Source organism: Aquitalea aquatica (assembly GCF_013911085.1).
GTDB classification, from domain to species: Bacteria; Pseudomonadota; Gammaproteobacteria; order Burkholderiales; family Chromobacteriaceae; genus Aquitalea; species Aquitalea aquatica.
Map to the genome: position 1 here is coordinate 34,969 of NZ_JACERN010000033.1, position 19,464 is coordinate 54,432.

Consider the following 19,464-nt stretch of genomic DNA (forward strand, 5'->3'; position numbering starts at 1 on the left):
ACCTCAGTCCAATATATCTTTACTCAACCATCAATACTTTTAAAATATCAATATGGAACTGCGTCATCTGCGTTATTTCGTCACCGTGGCCGAAGAACTGCATTTCACCCGCGCCGCAGAACGCCTGCATATAGCCCAGCCGCCGCTGTCCCAGCAGATACAGGCGCTGGAGGCCGAGCTGGGCACACCGCTGTTTCTACGGCAAAACCGCAAGGTGGAACTGACGGCAGCCGGCAAACAGTTTCTGCTGCGTGCCCGGCGCATTCTGGCGGATACCGAGGACGCCGCCGAACAGGCCCGCCGCGCCGCACGCGGGGAAATCGGCGAGCTGCGCATCGGCTTTACCTCTTCCCTGCCGCTTACCCCCATCCTGCCGGCCGCACTGCATGCTTATCGCCAGCACTTTCCGGCGGTGCGGCTGACACTGCGCGAAATGTTCACCACCGACCAGTTTGCCGCGCTACAACAACAGGAAATCGATGTGGGTTTCGTCCGTTTCAACGGGCTGTCACCGGCTGACAAGGTATTGGTACAGGAATTACGACGCGATCCGCTGCTGGTGGTGATCAATAGTAGCCACCCGCTGGCTGGCGCGCCCAGCCTGTCGCTGGCCCAGCTACGCGACGAAGGCATGATCAGCTACCCGCGCAGCGCCGGTACCGGGCTGCACAGTGTCATCCGTCAATTATGCGAGGCTTGCGGCTTTGAACCGCGCATCACTCAGGAAGCTGGCGAAGCCACCACCCAGGTGGGGCTGGTGGCAGCCGGCCTGGGCATTGCCATCCTGCCGTCCCCGCTGGAGTGTGTGCAGTTACCCGGAGTGCGCTATATCCCGCTGACTGACGACGGGGCTTATCTGGCCATGGGCATTGCCACGCGCGAGGGTGACAGCTCACCGCTGATGGCTGGATTCATCGCCCATTTGTGGGATGAAATCCCTGCGGTTTAGCACCACTCACCCAATCCCAGCGGCAGCACGGTACTGTTTGCCCTGCCTGTATCAGCCCGCCTTGCCCAGGAGGCTACGCTCTTGTTAGCCGCTCTTAGCCTGATGACCGGCGACGTGTTGCATTTTGTCTATCCAAAATTGGCAAAAATAGCCGATTTTTCATGGTGACAAGCCAGATTCTTCGCCGATGGCGGCCCTATCCCTCATTTGCAGGATAGCCAGCGGCTGATGGCTGCATGACACTGGCCCCATAACAAAAGGACAGACGACCGGCCACGTAGCCGTCGCACGCCATACAGAGGAGAACATCATGCAGCAGCCATCAGAGCGGCAGCCGGATCTGGCCGTATTCAGCGCCATCCTGCTGGAAATCTATCGTCTGGCCCGCGAAGAATCACTGGAGCGCTTTCATCACACCGTACTGGAATGCCTCCGCCCGCAGCTAGCCTTCGACAAGGCCTGGTGGGGCCGCGCTGCCCAGGCTGCGGATGGCCCGCACGAGCACAGTTCTTTTCTGTTTGGCCTGCCGGATCACTACATCGACGACTGGAAATCCATCCGCCAGCACGATGTCACCGTGGCACGGGTGCATGCCCACCCCGGCCAGGCCGTGGTGGTGGACATGCAGGCTGCCGATGCTCCGCCACAACTGCAATGGCTGGGCCAGCGTCATGAAATTGGTGAGCTGTTATGCGTGATCCACATCGACCCGGTCACCCAGCTTAGCGATCATCTGGCGCTATACCGCCGCCCCGGCGCGCCACGCTTCAATGCCGCCGATTGCCTGTTGCTGTCCTGTCTGATGCCGCATCTGGCCTCCACTGTGGCCATCAACCAGATCCGCACCCTGCAGGCACTGCGCGAAACCCTCAGCGGACCACGGCTGGCGATGGCAGTCTGCGACCAGCACGGCACCCTGCACTGCGCCGAACCCGGTTTTGTCGATCTGCTGCTCACCGAGTGGCCGCAATGGACCGGCCCCGCCCTACCCGCCGGCCTGTCGCCACAAGGCCATGATGGGCCCCGGCTCAATATCGAGGCACGGCGCATCAGCGACCTTTACCTGCTGACCGCACGTTACCGCTGCGCCATGGAGCAGCTGTCCAGCCGCGAAACCGATGTCGCCCGCCTGTTTGGCGAAGGGCTCACCTACAAGGACATCGCGCGCAAGCTGGGCCTGTCGCCACATACCGTGCGCCACCATATCCGGGCCATCTACGCCAAGCTGGGCATCAACGGCAAGGCCGGCATTGCGCATCTCTTGCACCAGCAAGCGCCATTCGGCTGATCACTCCAGCCTGCTGACTCCACCGCCAAGTCTCTGAAGCTGCCATGGTCCGCCATGGCTGGCAGGGACAGCTGCGTCCACGTTTTTTCGCCCCCCCACCCGAAGGAGCATGCCATGTCACCGTTTCGCCCTGTTTTAACCACTCTGGCGGCCAGTCTGCTGCTCACCAGCCTGCCTGGCCATGCCGCGGACACCAATGCCCGCGACTTTTTCAGCGCCCCGGTCGGCACCTCGCTCAGCGTGCTCTACCTGCCAGTGACCTGGGCCGACAGTTTTCACTCCGCCAGCGGCAATGACGACCATGCCCGGCTGAATGTGGAAGCACTGGCCTGGCGCCAGCTGTGGTTTTCCGATGTCTGCGGCACGCTGTGCACGCCACAGTTCATCATCCCCGCCGCCCAGATCAAGGCCACCCTGCCCGGCAGCCAGGCCAGCCAGCACGATAGCGGCATCGGCGACCCACAAGTCGGCGGCACGCTGTTCTTCATTAACCAGCCGGACAAGCGCGAGTACAGCGGCCTGCTGACCCTGATCACCCTGCCAGTTGGCAGCTACGATGCCCAACACCCGGACGTCTCCGCCGGGGCGCACCGCTGGGGTGCCACCTTTCTCTACAACTACACCCGGGGCGTAGGCAAGAACTGGGTGCTGGAAGCCTCGCTGGAAGCCCAGCTGTATGGCAACAACGACAACTATTACGGCAGCAGCCTGAAACAGCAGCCACTGTACCGGCTGCAGGCTTTCGCTTCTTATGACTTCACCCCGGCTACCTACGGCGCTCTGCGGCTATATCACACCCGTGGCGGGGCCTTGCGCCTGAACGGACAGGACCTGCCCGACACCCGCCAGAACAGTACCCAGCTCGGCGTGGAGCTGGGCCACTGGGTGGGCAAGCAAGACCAGCTGATGCTGATGCTGGCGCGCAACGTCCACAGCAGCAACAGTTTTGACAGCAGCCAGGCCATGTTGCGTCTGGTACATGTTTTCTAAGCTGCTTGCCCAACAAGAAAATCCGCCCGACGGATCACCCACTACAGAGGAAAAACCATGAACACGCTCTCCCAGGCCAAGCCTGCCGAGGTCCCGCACAATGAGCGCTCGGCCATGGCTGCCATTGTCGGCTTTGCCGCCATCGTCCCCGCCGTGCTGATGATGGCCCCTGCGGTGGCCAGCCAGCTGCAACTGGGGCCTATCGATATCGGCAACCTGTTCTCCGCCGAGCTGGGCGCCATGAGCCTGGCCACCCTGCCGGCATTTTTCTGGCTGCCCCGCGTCAACTGGCGCAGCGCCGCCTGGCTGGCGGTGGCAGTATTCATCGCGGCCAATCTGCTGTCCGCCACCACTGTCAGCTATCCGCTGCTGCTTGGCCTGCGCTTTGTCAGTGCGCTGGCTGGCGGTTCGCTGATGATTCTGTGCCTGTCCGCCGCCGCCACCATGCGCAACCCCGACCGTGTCTATGGCCTGTGGGTGATGGGCCAACTGGCCCTGGGGGCGGCTGGGCTGGTCGTCATGCCCGCGCTGTTCGGCCACTTCGGCATTGCCGCCTGCTATGTCGGCCTGGCCTTGCTGATGGCGCTGTGTACGCCGCTGGTGCGCTGCTTTCCCATGGGCCAGCAAGCAACAACTCAACAAGCTGCACAGTCTGCCGGCGACCGCCACTGGGGCCGCGCCGCCCTGGGTATCCTGGCCACGCTGGCGTTTTACATCAGCCTGAGCGGGGTGTGGACCTTTATCGGTCAGATCGCCCAACAGTCCAGCATCGATCCGCAGCAAAGCGGCAACATCTTCGCCATCGCCACCCTGCTGGGCGTGGCGGGTGCTGGTAGTGCCTCGCTGATTGGCCGCCGCCTGCCACGGTCACAGCTGCTGCTGGCCGGCTTTGGCATGATGATGGCTGCCATGCTGCTATTGCTGAATGCCCCGGCCCTGGCGCGCTTTGCCACGGCAGCATTGCTATTCAAATTCAGCTGGACCTTCATCCTGCCTTTCATCCTGGCCACGCTGGCCGACATCGATCACAGCGGCAAGCTGATGAATGCCACCAATCTGGTGATCGGCGGTGGCCTGGCGATTGGCCCTGCATTGGCCGGCCAACTGATCGCCGCCAATCACGGCAGCCTGCACATCCTGTTATTGCTGGCCACCCTGATCGCCGCCATTGCAATGACCTTGCTGCTATCTCTGCAACAGCGTCGCGCTACCCCACCCCACGCCTGAACACAAGGAGCAGCCATGACTTCCCGTACCGCCTTTTATTTCGATGAACTATGCATGTGGCATAGCGCCGGCATGCATGCACTGACGCTGCCGGTGGGAGGCTGGGTGCAGCCACCTGCCGCCGGTGGCCATGCCGAATCGCCGGAAACCAAGCGCCGGCTGAAAAACCTGCTGGATGTGGCCGGCATCAGCCGCCAGTTGCTGCAATGCACTGCCGAGCCGGCCAGCCGTGACGACCTGCTGCGGGTACATGGCGCAGCCTATCTGGATCATTTCAAGCTGGTCAGCGATGCCGGTGGCGGCGAACTCGGCCCGCAAGCCCCCATCGGCCCCGGCAGCTACGACATCGCCTGCCGCTCCGCCGGCCTGGCCATGGCTGCGGTGGATGCGGTATGGCGCGGCGAGGTAGCCAACGCCTATGTGATGACGCGCCCGCCAGGACACCACTGCCTGCCAGATGCCGCCATGGGCTTTTGCTTCCTGTCCAATATCGCCGTGGCCATCGAAGCGGCCAAAGCCCGCTACGGCATCGAACGCGTCGCCGTGCTGGACTGGGACGTACACCACGGCAACGGCACCCAGGCCATCTACTACCAGCGTCCTGACGTACTGACCATTTCCATCCATCAGGATGGCTGCTTCCCACCGGGCTACAACGGCAGCGAGGACTGTGGTGAAGGGGCTGGACTGGGGGCCAATATCAATATCCCACTACTGCCCGGCAGCGGCCACGACGCCTATCTGTACGCCATGCAGCGCGTGGTATTGCCGGCGCTGGCGCGCTACCAGCCGCAGCTGATCATCGTCGCCTGCGGCTATGACGCCAATGCGGTAGATCCGCTGGCGCGCATGCAGGCGCACAGCGACACCTTCCGCGAGATGACCACCCTGCTGCGCAACTTTGCCGGGCAGTACTGTGCCGGCAAGCTGGTGCTGATGCACGAGGGCGGCTACTCCGAAGCCTATGTACCGTTCTGCGGCCTGGCCACCATCGAAGCCCTGTCCGGCCTGCGCAGCGAAGTGGTCGACCCGCTGCTGGACTTCATCAGCCAGCAACAACCCTGCGCAGCCATGCTGCAGTTGCAGCACCAGTTGCTGGATGACATGGCTGCGCTGCACGACCTGTAAGCACTGACTCGGCCCTGCCGCCATGCATAGGCATGGCGAACACGAACAAGGCCCGCCATCGGCGGGCCTTGTTGCATTACCAGCTTATTTCCGGAAAGCAGCGTTTACTGCTGCTGTTCCGCCGGCTGCGGCATACTGCTGCCCTGCTCCGGCGCAGCATCCGGCTGATTGCCTTGTGGTGCCGAAGCCTGCGGCTGGTCTGACTGTGTCTGCGGCGCGGGCGTGGCGGCAAAGGCCAGATTGATCAGTCCCAGGCTGGCCGGGGGCAGGGAAAGCATGGCAACAACAAGCAATTTCTTTTGCATGAGCTTCTTTCAATGTGGTTGGAAGACAAGCCTGTTGTTGCAAACACCATGCCAGCCAAACATTATCCTTATAAAACAACACGTTGACCGAAGCGGCACCAGTAAAGGCCATGCCAGCTGTCGGCAATCAGCGACAGTCATTGCAATAAGCGACCCAAGTTATTGAAATGGCAGCACTTTTGGGGTCGTTAATTGACGACACCCAAGCATCACCTGACCTAGCTTCCTGATTTGACAGCATTTTCCAGAACGACAGGCATGAAAAAACCCGCCGCAGCGGGTTGGGATGGCAGACGATGCGGCCTGTTGACTCCAGGCACCCATGTTCATATGGGTATAGGAGTGAGCCTCGTCACGCCAGCTTGTTGCCCAGCTTGAGTTTGCCGGCGAGCCAGGTGTGGTCGTAGCTGACAATTTCAAACGGGTTACCAAAGGGATCGACAAAGCTGATGGAACAGAAGAACTGGTGATCCACTACCGAATCACGCGCCACGGTCTGGCCGGCACGGTCGATCACCCGCTCACCGGCAAGCTGGTCTATCCACTCCAGGAAATCCTGCCCGCTCACCAGGAAGGCCACCGAGCCCGGTTCACACACCGGCTTGTCTTCCTGGGCCAGTGCCAGCCGTACCGAGCCATTGGCATTCATCAGCATCACGACGCCATGCGGGCCGCTTTGCATGTGCTTGTAGCGGGCGTCCGGCGCCAGGTTCAGTACACGCTGATACCAGCCCTGGGCCTTTGCCAGATCTGTGACACGGATATGGATATGGTCAATCTTGCCAAGCGATAGCATTGCATCCTCAATTGGTAAGGGGTGGCGCGCACCATCTGGCGCGCGCCCATTCTACGGTCTTAGTCTCGCGGCGTCAGCAGCGGCTTGAGATAACGGCCAGTATGGCTCACCGGGTTGTCCGCCACCTGCTCCGGCGTACCGGTGGCGATGATCTGGCCACCACCCGCACCGCCTTCCGGGCCCAAGTCGATCAGCCAGTCGGCGGTCTTGATCACGTCCAGATTGTGCTCGATCACCACCACGGTATTGCCGTTTTCGCGCAGGCGATGCAGCACCTGCAGCAAGAGGTCGATATCGTGGAAATGCAGGCCGGTGGTCGGTTCGTCCAGAATATACAAAGTGCGGCCGGTGTCACGCTTGGACAGTTCCAGCCCCAGCTTGACCCGCTGCGCTTCGCCGCCGGACAGCGTGGTGGCACTCTGCCCCAGGCGGATATAGCCCAGGCCCACGTCCATCAGGGTCTTGAGCTTGCGGGCCACCGCCGGCACCACGCTGAAAAATTCCAGCGCCTGCTCCACCGTCATGTCCAGCACTTCGTAAACATTCTTGCCCTTGTACTGCACTTCCAGCGTCTCGCGGTTGTAGCGCTTGCCGTGGCACACGTCGCAGGGCACGTAGATATCAGGCAGGAAGTGCATTTCCACCTTGATCACGCCATCGCCCTGGCAGGCTTCGCAACGGCCGCCCTTGACGTTGAAGCTGAAACGACCCGGCCCATAGCCGCGTTCACGCGACAGCGGCACGCCGGCAAACAGTTCGCGGATCGGCGTGAACAAGCCGGTATAAGTCGCCGGATTGGAACGCGGGGTGCGGCCGATGGGGCTTTGATCGACATTGATCACCTTGTCGAGCAGGCCCAGTCCGTCGATATGCTCATAGTGCGCCGGCTCTTCGCTGGCACCGTTCAAATCGCGCGCGGCAATCTTGTACAGGGTGTCGTTGATCAGCGTGGATTTGCCGGAACCGGATACCCCGGTAATGCATACCAGCATGCCCAGCGGCAATTCCAGATTGACGTTTTTCAGGTTGTTGCCGGTGGCGCCTTCCAGCTTCAGCACCCGTTCCGGGTTGACTGCACGGCGTTCGCCCGGCCAGTTGATACGGCGGCGGCCAGACAGGAAGGCCCCGGTCACCGAGTTTTCACTGGCTTCAACATCGGCCGGCGTACCGGCTACCAGTACCTCACCACCGTGTTCGCCAGCCCCCGGCCCCATGTCCACCAGATAATCGGCGGCACGGATGGCGTCTTCGTCGTGTTCCACCACGATGACGCTATTGCCGATATCGCGCAGGCGCATCAGCGTGGCCAGCAGGCGGTCGTTATCGCGCTGATGCAGGCCGATGGATGGCTCGTCCAGCACATACATCACCCCGGTCAGGCCAGAGCCGATCTGGCTGGCTAGGCGGATACGTTGCGCCTCACCACCCGACAGGGTATCGGCGGAACGTGACAGGTTGAGGTAATCCAGCCCCACATTATTGAGGAAAGACACCCGCTCGCTGATTTCCTTGACGATTTTTTCCGCCACCGCATGCTTGTGGCCGCTGATATTCAGCTGGGAGAAGAAAGCAGCCGCTTCCTTGAGCGGCAGCTGGTTCAATTCGTGCAGGGTACGCCCGCCGATGAATACGTGACGGGCTTCCAGCCGCAGCCGTGAACCCTGGCAGTGCGGGCAGGGCTGATTGTTCTGGTATTTGGCCAGTTCCTCGCGCACCGCACTGGAGTCGGTTTCGCGATAGCGCCGTTCCAGATTGGGAATGATGCCTTCGAAAGGATGAGCACGGGTAAAGCGGGTGCCCTTCTCCGACATATAGACAAACTCGATGCTGTCGCGCCCCGAACCATGCAACACCACATGGCGCACTTTTTCCGGCAGATCCTCGAAGGCCAGTTCGGTGGGCGAGAAATCATAATGTTCGCCCAGTGCCAGCAGCATCTGGAAATAAAACTGGTTGCGCTTGTCCCAGCCCTTGATGGCGCCGGCAGCCAGCGTCAGTTCCGGATGTGCCACCACGCGACGGGGGTCAAAAAAGGTGATTTCACCCAGGCCATCGCACTTGGGGCAGGCACCCATCGGGTTGTTAAAGGAGAACAGCCGCGGCTCCAGCTCCGGCAGGCTGTAGCTGCACACCGGGCAAGCGAATTTGGCGGAGAACCAGTGCTCCTGGCCGCTATCCATTTCCACCGCGATGGCGCGGCCTTCGGCGTGGCGCAAGGCGGTTTCAAAGCTTTCCGCCAGCCGCTGCTTCATGTCTTCGCGCACTTTCAGACGGTCGATCACCACCTCGACGGTGTGCTTCTTGTTCTTGTCCAGCTTGGGCAGGCTGTCGATTTCATACACTTCGCCATCCACCCGCACCCGGATGAAGCCCTGGGCACGCAGATCATCAAACAGATCAAGGTTTTCGCCCTTACGGCCGACAATCACCGGGGCCAGGATCATCACCCTGGTTTCTTCCGGCAATGCCAGCACGTGGTCCACCATCTGGCTCACGGTTTGCGAGGATAGCGGTACGCCGTGTTCCGGGCAGTGCGGTTCGCCCACGCGGGCAAACAGCAGACGCAGGTAGTCGTGGATTTCCGTGACCGTGCCCACGGTGGAGCGCGGGTTGTGGCTGGTGGCTTTCTGTTCGATGGAAATGGCCGGCGACAGCCCTTCGATCAGATCGACATCAGGCTTTTCCATCAGCTGCAGAAACTGGCGGGCGTAGGCGGACAAGCTCTCCACATAGCGGCGCTGCCCTTCCGCATACAGGGTATCAAAGGCGAGCGAAGACTTGCCGGAGCCGGACAAGCCGGTGATGACGATCAGCTGGTTGCGCGGCAGATCCAGGTTGACGTTTTTCAGATTGTGCGTCCGAGCGCCACGAATGCGGATGGTGTCCATGTGAGAGAGCGTTACTCAGTCGGTCGGGGAACCTGATAATATACCCGACTTAGCGACTGCCGCTCCATCTAAGTATGCGCTGCAGCAAAAATCCGGCCCTGCCGGAAGCCGGTGCGGCGGTAAACCGCCAGCCATGGATAGCGTTAAAAGCCTTACTCCTGAATCGATAACGACAACACACATGAATTCGCTTGAATTGCGCGCCAGCCTGGGGCTGGCCGGTATTTACGCCCTGCGCATGCTGGGCATGTTCCTGATCCTGCCGGTATTTGCCATTTATGCGCAGACCCTGCACGGGGCCGACAATCACACGCTGATCGGCCTGGCGCTGGGTAGTTACGGCCTCACCCAGGCCCTGCTGCAATTGCCGCTGGGCATGCTGTCTGACCGCATCGGCCGCAAAAAGGTGATTTACGGCGGGCTGGTGCTGTTTGCCATCGGCAGCTTTGTCGCCGCCGGCGCGCACGACATCGTCACCCTTACCATCGGCCGCGTGATTCAGGGTTCTGGTGCCATCTCCGCCGCCATCACCGCGCTGCTGGCCGACCTTACCCGCGAAGAAAATCGCACCCGCGCCATGGCCATGATAGGCATGAGCATCGGCACCACTTTTGCCGTCAGCCTGGTTGCCGGCCCGCTGCTGGCGCAGTACATCGGCGTCAACGGCATCTTCGCCCTCACCGGCGTGCTGTCGCTGGCCGCGCTGGTAGGTGTATGGCTGATCATTCCCGATCCAGCCATTTCGCGCTTCCACTCCGACACCGAAGCCAATACCAAGCGCCTGCCGGCGGTACTGAAAAACCCGCAGCTGCTGCGCCTCAATTACGGCATCTTCGCCCTGCATGCAGCGCAGATGGCCATGTTCGTCACCATTCCCTTTGCCCTGATCAAGACCGCCGGCCTCGACAAAGCCCACCACTGGGAGGTCTACCTGCCCGTCACGGTCATCGGCTTTCTGCTGATGGTGCCGGCCATTATCTACGGCGAGAAAAAATCCAAGCTGAAACAGGTATTTATCGCCGCCATCGCCATCATGACTGTCGCCCAGCTGGGCATGGCGCTGGCGCTGGACAGCTTCTGGCAGATCGTGGTGTGGCTGGGCCTGTATTTCATCGCCTTCAACATCCTGGAAGCCACCCTGCCCTCGCTGATTTCGAAAATCGCACCAGCCGATGCCAAGGGCACCGCCATCGGTGTGTATAATACGGCGCAGTCCTTTGGCCTGTTCATGGGTGCCGCCGCAGGTGGCTGGCTGTACGGCCACTACGGCGCAGCCGGCGTATTCGGTTTTACCAGCGTACTGATGGCCAGCTGGCTGCTGGCTTCCTTCAGCATGCAGGCACCACAGGCCGTGCGTTCGGTCATGTTCCACATCGGTGAAGACTGGCGTGGCAGCCCGCAGCAGCTATCACAGCAGCTGTCGGCCCTGACTGGTGTCAGCGAAGCGGTGGTGGTACTGGAAGACCGTGTCGCCTACCTGAAGGTATCGCAGCAAACCTGGGACGAAGCCGCAGTCAAACAGCTGATCCAGGCTACTTATTAATGCCAGCGCGGCTATTGCCACAGCGTGTCTGGCCCTACAATCACGCGTCGGCCGTGTCCGGCGCAGCATCATTGAATCGAATCGGAGACCCCACATGAACAGCATCACTTTTGACGGACGCCTGGCGGCAGACGCCGAACTGCGCTACACCCCCAGTGGCGAACCGGTGCTGAGCTTCCGCGTGGCCAGCGACATCGGCTTTGGCGAGCGCAAGACCACCAACTGGTTTAGCTGCCAGGTATGGGGCAAGCGCGGCGAATCGCTGAAAAACTTCCTGAGCAAGGGTCAGCAAGTCACCGTGTACGGCCAGCTCACTCTGCGCGAATGGCAGAACAAGGAAGGCCAGAAACAGCTGTCGCCCGACGTGCGTGTGAATGAACTGAGCCTGCAAGGCGGCAAGCGCGAAGGCGGCTCGTCCATGGACGACAACTACGCTTACGGCGAACCGGCAGCCCAGTCCCGCCCGGCCGCACCGCCGGCAGCACCGCGCCGCATGGAAGCCAAGGCAGCGCCCAAGCTGGACGACATGGACGACGACATCCCGTTCTAATTTATACCTACGATATCAAGTGTAAAGTTTCACCTTAGAGCCCTGCAACAGCAGGGCTTTTTTCATTTTAGGTACAAGTTTTCTGTAAATTATTTTTGATATGTAAAAAAGAAAAGCTATACCTTGAAATATGTAAGGTTTGCACTTAGTGCATGGGCTGCCAGTGATGCAAAAAAACTACCAAATCAAGAGTTTTGTAATGCTGACCGGTGAACGGTATTGCCTACTGATAGATAGAGAAACAGGAATGCCCCTCTACTACCCGAATCTGTATGTGACAACGCAAGTGCGCAATAGGTCTAACTCCGTTGCCTCGATGGAGTCTGCTCTGTCTGGCATCAACGTACTTCTGAGATTTTGCGAGGAGCACCAGGTTGATCTGGAAGGCCGCTTCATGAAGTGTGAATATTTCGCGATACATGAGCTTGACGCTATACGCGATTATTGCCAACAAAGCTTTACCAGACGGGCGGAAGATCCCCGCCGAGAAGTTATTCCGATCAATAGCAAGGGCAAGCCGACCCGAAAAACAGGACTAGCGAGTGAATACGTGCGATTGACGCACATCGCCAAATACACGGCGTGGCTGGCGACGATTCTGCTCACTGGTGAAATCGAGAGAAAGACAACACTCGATATAGCCAAGATGAAAAAGGGATTTGAGTCCCGGAGACCATCCAGCAAGGGGCGTAACCAAGCGGGGCGGGAGCAAGGGCTATCCCGAGAGCAAGAGATGGCTCTGCTTGAGGTCATTCAGCCCGGCTACGAACACAACCCTTTCGAAGATCAGCCCACACAGATTCGCAACCAGTTACTGATCTTGCTGCTACTTTACCTCGGAATTCGGGGTGGTGAATTGCTCAACATACGGGTGTCCGATATTGACTGGTCCAAAAACCAGATTGTCATTGCCCGTCGAGCGGATGCAAAGATAGATCCTAGACGTCGGCAGCCCCTAGTAAAAACGCTAGATCGCCGCTTGCCCATGAAAGACACGCTAGTAAGAGCGATTCACCACTACATAGTCCAGATTCGTAGCAGAGTACCCGGAGCCAAGAAGCACGACTACCTGTTTGTGACACACAAGTCTGGCCCAACACAGGGGCAGCCGATGTCTAGATCGGCATTTCTTAAAGTGATCAAGCTGATCTCGTCTGCCACGCCAAAACTCTCAGGGCTTCATGGGCATGAGTTGCGTCACACTTGGAACAATCGTTTCTCTGAATTAATGGATGCGAGAGATGATCCACCCACGCCAGAAGAGCAGGAGATGCAACGCTCCTATCTCCAAGGCTGGAAGCCAGGGTCAGGCACGGCAGCAATCTATACAAAACGATTTACACGTGAAAAGGCCATCGAAGCCAGTTTAAAGCTTCAAGAAGGCATGACCCGCATCCCGGAGAACCTTGAGTATGATTGACGCGAGCCCTAAAAGTGCTGTCCATCAATCTCATACAGAGGGGAGTCATACCTATCCAGTTGAAGGAGAAAGCAGCAACCAGTATCAGTCTCGTGCAGGATATTGGTTCGACATTGAAAAGCCGGTCTGGAGTCTGGACAAGAACTACAATCTGTATATTTCCAATATATATCAATTTTTACCTGATGAATCACAATACGGCTTTGTGGCTACGCTGACTCATTACGCAACTACCATGTCCGGTGCACATACGAGGAATATTTTTGAGTGCTTCTATATATTTCTTAAGGAGACCAAGCCTGCGCATATCGATACAGATGCGCTCATAAATTGGCGTTCAACACTAAGCCGGAATGAAGAATGGAAGCTCGGCACGATACGGGGCTTCCTCTACAAATGGTACAACCTCGGCCACCCAGGTATTAACGATGATGTCATTGATCTATTGAAAAGCTGGACGTTGAAGGGCAACATCAAAGGGGATGCGGTCAAGCGACTTGATCCCAATGAAGGACCTCTGACTGACAACGAGCTCACAGCCTTCAACGAAGGAGCGGTCCGCGCCTTTGAGCAGAATCGGATTTCCGTGGATGAGCTGGCGATCTGCCTTTTAATCAGCCATACCGGCCGCCGTCCCAAACAGATTGCTCACACTAAAATCGGTGATCTCGACGGATCGAAAACGAACAAAAAGGGTGAACCGATATTCCTCATCCACATTCCCCGGGCAAAGCAACGTGGAGAAGTCTTCCGAGACAGCTTCAAGACGTTTGCGATGTCACTCGAATTATGGACGGTACTTTGTGCACAGCGAAAAAACAGTATCGCATCAGTTGAGCAAGTCCTGGGGTATGAACTTCAAGATACAGATCGCTCGGCATTGCCTTTGTTCCCTGATTTAGCTGCGTTTGAAAGAGGCAAGCCTGTTGTTCAACTGCGCTCGCTACTTGCCACGGACCACCTACATTTGCGCACAGCACAGGTGACGGCATTCCTGAGAAAGGTAGTCAACACTGCAAAGGTAATTTCCGAACGCACGGGTCAATTACTCGATGTCGTGGCAACACGATTTCGCTATACCAAAGGAACAAGGGCAGCTCGAGAAGGTTTTGGATTAATGGTAATTGCCGAATTGCTGGATCACACGGATATTCGATACGCAGATGTCTATACCAAAAATGTTCCCGAGCACGCCCAGGCACTAAACAAAGCGATGGCTTTGCAGCTGGCTCCCTATGCCCAGGCATTCCAAGGAGCTCTGGTTGATCGTGAGACTGACGCAATGCGTGGTGCTGACTTGTCCAGTCGAATCAAGTTCAAAGGACAAAATATGGCTACCTGCGGGCAGTACGGATACTGTGGAGCCAACGCGCCAATTCCATGTTACACCTGTAATCACTTTCAGCCATGGCTCGATGGCCCCCATGAAGAGGTTCTTGCCAATTTGCTTTCAGAACGAGACCGCGTGCAGGAAATTACTGGCGATATGGCAATGGCTGCGGTAAACGACTGGACTATCCTCGCAGTGATTAATGTCATCCAGCGATGTGAAGCACGTCGAGCTGAGTTGGCGATGGCGGCACCGAAAGCAGATCAATGATGGCTGATCTAAGGCATTTCTCGTCAAAGTCAGAGCTGTCCGCATCTGAAAATCTCGCTGAGTTCATCCGGATGTGCAGAGATGCTCTGACTGTTTTTGGTGTCGACCTATGTTGGAACGACACGAGTTGGCCAAAAGCGGCTAATTTCACCAAACTTGGCGTTCCTAGTGAAGGATTTCAAGCCTCTGACCGACTGGACGATGCGTTCATAGATTTTGCCAAAGCGTACTTTCGATACCAGCAAGGCCATCATCCAACAGTCACCAAGAATGAGTCTAAAGCACTGCGGGTGATTGAGGCTGCGTTGCTGAAAACAATGGGGGGAGCAAAGCTTGCAGGACTTGACTTCGCCATTCTTGATGAGGCCGTTGTTCTTGCAATGGGGCATTACTCCCCTATGGCAGCCTATCACTGCGGACGAGAACTGCAAAGGCTGGCCCTTTTCGTGTCTGAGAAGCACCTGATTCCGTCTGACTTGAGCACGTGGAAGAGCCCCATCAAGAAGCCCCCAGACATCACCATCCAAACAGGTGCAAAAGCAAAGGCAATTCAGGAAAAAAAAATGCCAAGCCAGGAAGCTTTGAACGCTTTGGCAGAAATCTTTGCCAACGATCCTACTGGCCCGAAAGACATTTTCACTACAAGCACATTTGCCATGACTATGTGCGCACCGATGCGAATCTCCGAAATACTGGATTTACCGGCCGACTGCGAGGTTGAAGAAAAGGACTCAAAAGGCGTGGTTCAATACGGATGGCGCTTCTACTCGGCCAAAGGTTACGAGGGGGACATCAAGTGGATACCTGAGATCATGGTTCCTGTTGCCAAGAAGGCATTGAGTCGAATTCGTATGCTGACAGAAAGTTCGAGAAAGCTGGCCGAGTGGGTTGAGAACTGTCCGGGTAAACCTTATCGGCACACTGAATGCCCAGATGTCGCTGATGATGAGCTGCTCACAGTATTCCAAGCATGTGCATTTCTAGGGTTAGCACGAGATAGCCGGAGATTCTGCACTGGTAGCCTTAGAGGTGCAAAGCTTGAAGCAAAGGATGGTGTTCATACGCTCAATAGCCTATGGAAATACGTGCTAGCTCGTCAGCCCAAAGGGTTCCCTTGGCTGAATCAGGAGAAAAAGATCAAATACAGCAATGCGCTGTTTTGTATGTCCCGCAACCTAATTGGAGACCAACGCGGGACAAGCCCCGTGATTCTCTGGGCACCAACGAGTAATGTCTTCAACAACAACCTAAGTCCGCGTGAGTCATTACAAGGCAGCAATCATCAATCTATCTTTGACCGTCACGGATACAAAGCTAGCAATGGTAGTTCCCTAAAGCTGACCTCCCACCAGTCACGCCATCTACTTAATACGCTAGCCAATCGTGGTGGTCTTACACAAGAGCAACTTGCCAAGTGGGCTGGGCGAGCCGACCCAAAGCAGAACCGCGTCTATAACCACATGAGTGAATGGGAAATGGTAGCCAAGGCCGAAGCGCTGGATACCTCTCTCACGCTCTTTGGCCCCAAAGGGGAAGTGAGCCTACACGTCCCTGTGTCTACGCAGGAAATCAATCTGATGGAGAGAGGCGCGGTACATGTCAGTTTATGGGGTGTGTGCAGCCACGACTTCATCATGTCGCCGTGTGAAAAGTTTCGCGATTGCCTCAACTGCGAAGAACACGTGTGCATCAAAGGACAGGGAAAGGATAATGTCGAGCGACTGGTGCGTATCAAGATGCGGCTGTCTCAAGTTGAAAAGGATTACACAGAGGCACAGGAAGCCGTAAACAATGGCTATTCAGGCGCTGACCGCTGGTATGAGTACCACCAGAAAACCGTTGAGCAACTCAGGCAACTCATTGAAATACTGGAAAGCCCTCAGATTCCAGAAGGGGCGCAGATCAAGTTGCGCGATGGCAAAGATTTTAATCACCTGCGCAGGGTAATCAGAGCCAAGGCCATGGAGGCAGTTGAAGGGAAAATGCCTGACGCCACGCTACTTTCCGAGATGTCCCGTTTGTTGGATGGCCGTCATGGCTAAACATCTAAAGCAGATCGATATCGATGCCATCGTCGACATTATTCGCGGTTGGCCGAATGAGAAGATTTTTTGGGAAGAGATTTGCGAAGCCTGTGTGAAAGTCATTGGTAAAACGCCGACCCGCCAAACGCTCAATGCGCATGCAGCGATCAAGGATGCCTATAGCGCCAAGAAAAGCGGCTTGAAGGTATCCCCCCCCAGGACGGCGATGCCAAGCAGTCTTTCGGTAGCTGCACAGCGTATTGCTAGGCTACAAACTGAGAATGACGAGTTGAAGATGAAAAACGACGCACTACTGGAGCAGTTCGTGAAATGGCAGTACAACGCCTACAAGCACGGGCTAAAAGAACACCAACTAAATGCAGACCTTCCTCGAATTGACCGGGAACGGACAGAGAACGCCTAGGACGTTATCATAGTTCAGGGATAAGCCAACCTTGAGATGATATCCTTGGGGTGCAGAAGCCGCTGCTGACACACCAACATACCGTTGTCTGACTGCCAGCAGCGACGCAACCAGCACATTGCAAAGGTGCGTGCGTGTGTCGAGCATGTGTTCGCCGTGATCGAGCAGATGGAGGCAAGTTGGTCCGCACGATGGGCCAAACGCGTGCAAACATCGAACAGACAATGATGGCGACCTGCTACAACCTGAAGCGATTGGTATTTCTCTGCAAGGAGGGAATCCAAGTCTTCTGATACTCGAACTCGCCGGCATCGCCGGCTTGAGCGGAGAATCGAGCGAAAAAACGCGTGACGCGCCCCAAAAAACGGCAGTTCGTCTCGGAAGTTGTGCCAAATATGGTCGCGGCAATCATATTGTGGCCGGGTTCACTGAAAATATCGGGTTATTCGAGATACCCAAAATTATTGAAAGTGATGAATTTGGGATATGATAATGGCTGTCAAAATATCAATTATTATGCGGCCCCGATGTCCGTATAAACGCTGTTGAGGACAAGATATCCTGTCGCATATTCCTCTTCCATTTTTGAGCTTCGCTGCTGACATCCTAGCCGATACCAGTCGCGGGTTAAGCGGCAATGAAGTCGTAAAAGCGTTTAATGCCTACGCTGTCGAACACAACGTCAACATTCCTCACTCTACATATCCGTTCGAGGCACAAAACAAAAGAACTGCACTGCTAGATAATCTAAAGTGCTTTCCCCCTTCCCTTCAATTCAAGATCATTAGAGAATTGTGTGATCACCGGACGTTCATCAACAAGCAATACGATGAATTAAAATCGTTAAAGGTAAAGTTAGTTTCCCAATTCGCACACCTCGCACCCAAAGACGAGTTTTCTAAACTTAACGAAACACTCACTGAGGAAACTCGCCATTGGCTCGACGGATTCCCGAATGCGCTAGAACTATACTTACAAGCAATTCACAAATACAAGCATGGAGTTTTCAGCAGAAACCTCCTTGATGATCTCCGGCTCAGCTTGGAACTCCTCCTGAAGAGCATTTTCAAGAACGATAAGTCTCTTGAAAATCAGCTCAGCAATGTCGGTAGATTCGTCAGTGATGCCGGCAGTTCAAAAGAGTTTTCAAATATGCTCTCAAAACTAATCGACTACTACGCGAAGTACCAAAACACGTACATCAAACACGACGACGCTGTAGTAGAAGAAGAAATTGAGTTCGTATTCGAAATTTCATCATCTTTCATGCGTCATATAATTCGGCTCCATGCAAAATCGCCAAGCCTCTAACATGACGCTCATCGTAACAAAGACAGAATGCGGTGCCGCAACAGGTAAAATAGCCAATGGAAAACATTTATAAAATATCGACTGGTATTATCCTATTTATAATCACATCAATTGTGACTTATCTATTTCGGATGCGTCAGCTATACGTTGCATCACCAACTTTATTCAAACGAACAGAACTATCCACCAATGGTTCCGTGAGTCAAATTTTTATTTACAACAAAGGAAACCACGTTGAAGAGGATATAACAGTTGCTCTTGATCCCTCGCTGAAAGCTGAGTTACTTGCTTCGGACACACCAGGACTTTCCATCGCAGGTAACAACATAATCGTTGATCGACTTCATAAGAATAGGTCAGCGTCCGCTTTGTTATTAATTGAAAATGGCATTTTTGACTACACAAAGATAAACTCAATAACATCAAAAGCTACTGAAGGGAAAATTATTAAGCGAGTAGCTGATGTACCTCCGAACGCTGCAAAATTTTTCATTTTTGTTATTTTTATAATAGCCATATTTCTCGGGTTATTTGGAGCCGATCATGCTTACAGCTATGTAAAAAATAGATATCTGGAGTACCGCCTTAAACCTATATACGAGCAAGGTTGGCATAACCTAAGTAACTACTATGATTCTGAACTTCGTAAAAGTTATGGGGATCAGGAGTTCCCTGTCCGCTACATGAGCACAGACACGAATGGTCCTCGACCAACAGTCACGTTTGAGGTCTATAACAAAGCTGCAGTTCCATTGGAGGTCACTGCAGACAAGAATCATAAGTTAGAAAACACTTTGACAAACTTTGCAAATGTGACAATTCCTGCGATGTCACATTCTACACTGATTGTCCCGATTCCCAATCCCGATCCAACCTCACATATGCCTGAGATCGCATTCACGTTCAAGTCTGGCGAAGAGTTCATCTATGAATTCTATTTAATCATCCCAAAGCAATAACTCATGTCTTTTCTTTGTCTAAAAGGCAATGATACAAATACAACAATATCAACACCAAGCAT

The 19,464-nt window shown here is 55.8% G+C and carries 16 protein-coding genes and 1 pseudogene; 14 read left to right on the forward strand and 3 right to left on the reverse strand.

Features of this window, described 5'->3' with window-relative positions; translation table 11 throughout:
* Window positions 1–52: 52 nt before the first annotated feature.
* From H2Z84_RS12620 to H2Z84_RS12640, 5 genes are all read left to right on the forward strand, one after another.
* Window positions 53–949, forward strand: coding sequence for a LysR family transcriptional regulator (locus H2Z84_RS12620; RefSeq protein ID WP_181836292.1), 897 nt, complete (start codon window positions 53–55; stop codon window positions 947–949).
* Between the two features lie 310 nt (window positions 950–1,259).
* On the forward strand, window positions 1,260–2,237 hold the full coding sequence (locus H2Z84_RS12625) for a helix-turn-helix transcriptional regulator (RefSeq protein WP_181836293.1): 978 nt from the start codon (window positions 1,260–1,262) through the stop codon (window positions 2,235–2,237).
* A 114-nt stretch (window positions 2,238–2,351) separates the two neighbouring features.
* Window positions 2,352–3,227 carry a transporter gene (locus H2Z84_RS12630; RefSeq protein WP_181836294.1) on the forward strand — a complete coding sequence of 292 codons (876 nt, stop codon included), beginning with the start codon at window positions 2,352–2,354 and terminating at the stop codon, window positions 3,225–3,227.
* Between the two features lie 57 nt (window positions 3,228–3,284).
* Entirely contained in the window at window positions 3,285–4,454 is a 1,170-nt protein-coding gene (locus H2Z84_RS12635) for an MFS transporter (protein WP_181836295.1), read from the forward strand.
* Between the two features lie 15 nt (window positions 4,455–4,469).
* Window positions 4,470–5,582 carry a class II histone deacetylase gene (locus tag H2Z84_RS12640; protein ID WP_181836296.1) on the forward strand — a complete coding sequence of 371 codons (1,113 nt, stop codon included), beginning with the start codon at window positions 4,470–4,472 and terminating at the stop codon, window positions 5,580–5,582.
* Between the two features lie 104 nt (window positions 5,583–5,686).
* On the opposite strand, the gene H2Z84_RS12645 is transcribed toward H2Z84_RS12640, so the two are convergent.
* The 3 genes from H2Z84_RS12645 to uvrA all read right to left on the reverse strand — a co-directional run bounded on the left by H2Z84_RS12645 (window position 5,687) and on the right by uvrA (window position 9,571).
* Window positions 5,687–5,887: a hypothetical protein gene (locus H2Z84_RS12645; protein ID WP_181836297.1), complete on the reverse strand. Its 201-nt coding sequence runs from the start codon at window positions 5,885–5,887 to the stop codon at window positions 5,687–5,689.
* Window positions 5,888–6,239: 352 nt separating this feature from the next.
* Entirely contained in the window at window positions 6,240–6,683 is a 444-nt protein-coding gene (locus H2Z84_RS12650; protein WP_181836298.1) for a VOC family protein, read from the reverse strand.
* Between the two features lie 59 nt (window positions 6,684–6,742).
* Complete coding sequence (uvrA, locus tag H2Z84_RS12655; RefSeq protein ID WP_181836299.1) at window positions 6,743–9,571, reverse strand: excinuclease ABC subunit UvrA; 2,829 nt, start codon at window positions 9,569–9,571, stop codon at window positions 6,743–6,745.
* A 181-nt stretch (window positions 9,572–9,752) separates the two neighbouring features.
* Between uvrA and H2Z84_RS12660 the strand changes: the two genes are divergently transcribed.
* The 9 genes and pseudogenes from H2Z84_RS12660 (at window position 9,753) to H2Z84_RS12695 (ending at window position 19,402) form a co-directional block, all read left to right on the forward strand.
* Complete coding sequence (locus H2Z84_RS12660) at window positions 9,753–11,114, forward strand: MFS transporter (protein WP_181836300.1); 1,362 nt, start codon at window positions 9,753–9,755, stop codon at window positions 11,112–11,114.
* A gap of 94 nt (window positions 11,115–11,208) precedes the next feature.
* Window positions 11,209–11,664 (forward strand): single-stranded DNA-binding protein, encoded by a 456-nt coding sequence (locus H2Z84_RS12665; RefSeq protein ID WP_103523818.1) that lies wholly within the window; start codon window positions 11,209–11,211, stop codon window positions 11,662–11,664.
* A 166-nt stretch (window positions 11,665–11,830) separates the two neighbouring features.
* Window positions 11,831–13,084 carry a tyrosine-type recombinase/integrase gene (locus H2Z84_RS12670; protein WP_181836301.1) on the forward strand — a complete coding sequence of 418 codons (1,254 nt, stop codon included), beginning with the start codon at window positions 11,831–11,833 and terminating at the stop codon, window positions 13,082–13,084.
* Window positions 13,077–14,684 (forward strand): site-specific integrase, encoded by a 1,608-nt coding sequence (locus tag H2Z84_RS12675; RefSeq protein ID WP_309545480.1) that lies wholly within the window; start codon window positions 13,077–13,079, stop codon window positions 14,682–14,684. Before H2Z84_RS12670 ends, H2Z84_RS12675 begins: the two co-directional genes overlap by 8 nt.
* Window positions 14,681–16,726: a hypothetical protein gene (locus H2Z84_RS12680; RefSeq protein WP_220272823.1), complete on the forward strand. Its 2,046-nt coding sequence runs from the start codon at window positions 14,681–14,683 to the stop codon at window positions 16,724–16,726. The genes H2Z84_RS12675 and H2Z84_RS12680 overlap by 4 nt, the downstream gene beginning before the upstream one ends.
* The gene (locus H2Z84_RS12685) at window positions 16,719–17,132 is read left to right on the forward strand and encodes a hypothetical protein (RefSeq protein WP_181836302.1); all 414 of its coding nucleotides are present in this window, start codon (window positions 16,719–16,721) and stop codon (window positions 17,130–17,132) included. The genes H2Z84_RS12680 and H2Z84_RS12685 overlap by 8 nt, the downstream gene beginning before the upstream one ends.
* 75 nt (window positions 17,133–17,207) lie before the next feature.
* Window positions 17,208–17,425: pseudogene (locus H2Z84_RS21305) on the forward strand (IS5/IS1182 family transposase); the annotation flags it as partial.
* Between the two features lie 292 nt (window positions 17,426–17,717).
* Complete coding sequence (locus H2Z84_RS12690) at window positions 17,718–18,443, forward strand: hypothetical protein (protein WP_220272824.1); 726 nt, start codon at window positions 17,718–17,720, stop codon at window positions 18,441–18,443.
* Window positions 18,444–18,499: 56 nt separating this feature from the next.
* A complete protein-coding gene (locus H2Z84_RS12695; RefSeq protein ID WP_181836303.1) occupies window positions 18,500–19,402 on the forward strand; it encodes a hypothetical protein in 903 nt (300 codons plus the stop codon).
* Window positions 19,403–19,464: the final 62 nt, after the last annotated feature.